Origin of the sequence: Escherichia sp. XD33 (genome assembly GCF_019375075.1) — a bacterium.
Taxonomy (GTDB): domain Bacteria; phylum Pseudomonadota; class Gammaproteobacteria; order Enterobacterales; family Enterobacteriaceae; genus Enterobacter; species Enterobacter flexneri_A.
In genome coordinates, this window is sequence record NZ_JAENDM010000157.1 from 1 (window position 1) to 2,001 (window position 2,001).

Below are 2,001 nucleotides of genomic sequence, written 5' to 3' on the forward strand. Positions count from 1 at the left end.
CGGACACGGGCTTCCAGTCCGGCCTGCAGGTCCAGTGACGTGCCATTCTGTGACGGTGAGAACGTCATGTTACTGCCGGCTTCAGCTGTACCCATGCTCATGTCACCCCGGGAGCTGAAAGTGCGGATAACAGAAGGCTGTACCCACCAGTTCACCGGCAGTTCACTCACACGGTGTTTTGTACTGTCGCGCAGAGTGTCACGGGATGAGGTGCCTTCGCCAAAGGTCATATCGTTGTGGCTGCCCAGACGGAAACCGGCACGCACATGTTGTGCACTACCATGCCCGAACTTCACATAACCGGCGTTATCCTGGCCGTCATCCAGGGAGAGCCCCTGCCAGGTGTACTGCAGTTGTGGCTCCAGCATCAGGTTGTCAGTGATACTGAAGGGCAGACCGCTTTCCAGTGAGCCCAGCCAGCCCCAGCCCCGGGCGCGGAAGTCGTTATTGTCCGATGACGCTTTCATGCTGTGGCGGGTTCCCTGTGCCACAATGTCAGCCCACAGGCCGGAGGACGTGTGTGTCAGATTCAGGTATCCGCCCAGGCTGCCGGCATCATCCCGGACCGTGCCGGCACGGGAGCCGTCATCATCCTTAACATCAACGGAAGAATGGCCTGCAGCGCCATATACCCCCGTGGTCACAGACATACCGGCAACCTCTGTTCTCAGCAGGTCACCCTCCAGACGGACGAAGCCATAGCTGCCGCTGCTTTCCGGCGTGGCCCCACGGGCAATACCGCCGTTGTTATCGTGACCGAGATGACCGCCCTGAATGCTGAGACGGACGCTGTTATTTTCACCGTTTACACCGGTCTGATGGCTGCGGGAGCCTGCCAGAATCCGGTCATAGTCCATTGCCTGTGTCAGCATGGAGGCATACAGGGGGACTTCAGCACGATAAGCATTTTCACTGCGCAGGTACCAGTCTTCATCGCTGTCACGGTTCAGGGTGTAGTTAAAGACACCGGCCTGAAGCGGGCGACTCAGGGCAAACGCACCTTCTTCTGTGGTGGCACCATTCTGTGCATCCACAACCCGGATACCCTGTCCGGTGGTTGCCACCCCGAGGTTACTGTTTCCGACATTTGTGAACGCAAGCCAGGTTTTGCCGGTTGCCTGACCACCATTAATCACCAGCTGGTCTGAGGTATTACTGCCATCAAGGCGAACACGCATATTGATGGTGCCGCCCTGGCCGGTGAGGTTACTGGTGGTCAGTTTATGGAACGTTACCGGGGAGTTACTTTTTGCAACAGCACGGCTCAGCGCGGCATCCGGTGTTGTCTGATTATCAAAGCGAATCTCCCCTGCGTTAACAATATCGCCGGTACTGACCACATCGCCATTCAGTACCATGCTGGCACCTTTACTGAGCTGTGTTCTGCCACTCAGACTTCCCCCGGCAGCCAGCGTCAGTGTTCCACGATGTCCGACAGTGGTGTTGCCGGCCTGTCCCCCGGCATTAACCGTAAAGCTGCCGCCATTTTCCAGCAGCAGTCCGCTGGCCTGACCGGATATGCCATCAATACTGAACTTACCGCTGGCATTGGTCCCCTCAACAGTGGCACCACTGTCTGCAATCAGGGCACCACCGGATGTCATGGTTACACCTGTTGCCTTACCACCGGCAGACACTGCCAGGGTTCCGCCGTCATCCACCCGTGTTTTCTGCGCTGAATGGCCCTCCAGTACATCCAGGCGACCGCCGGACTCCAGAACAACGCCGTCAGCATTACCGTTTTCCACAGTGAAATTGCCCAGACGGTTGCTGCCGGTGACGGTTGCCGCCGTACTGGTGACCAGTGCGCCGCCCTGCTTCAGGGTGACATTCGTGGCTGTACCACCGGCGTTCACCTGCAGTTTGCCTTTCTGGTTAACGGTGGTGAAATCCGCCAGACCACCTTCCTTGATAATCTGCCAGCCGTCACTGTTTACAACAGTGCCAGACGCCGTACCGCCGTTGTGCACATACTGGTACCCCCCATTCAGCGTGGTATCC

1 protein-coding gene is annotated in these 2,001 nt (G+C 57.8%); it reads right to left on the minus strand.

Annotated features, from left to right (window positions below; translation table 11 throughout):
- Positions 1–2,001 (minus strand): Ag43/Cah family autotransporter adhesin (locus K0778_RS28735; RefSeq protein WP_153449180.1); only part of this gene is annotated, 2,001 nt, incomplete at both ends.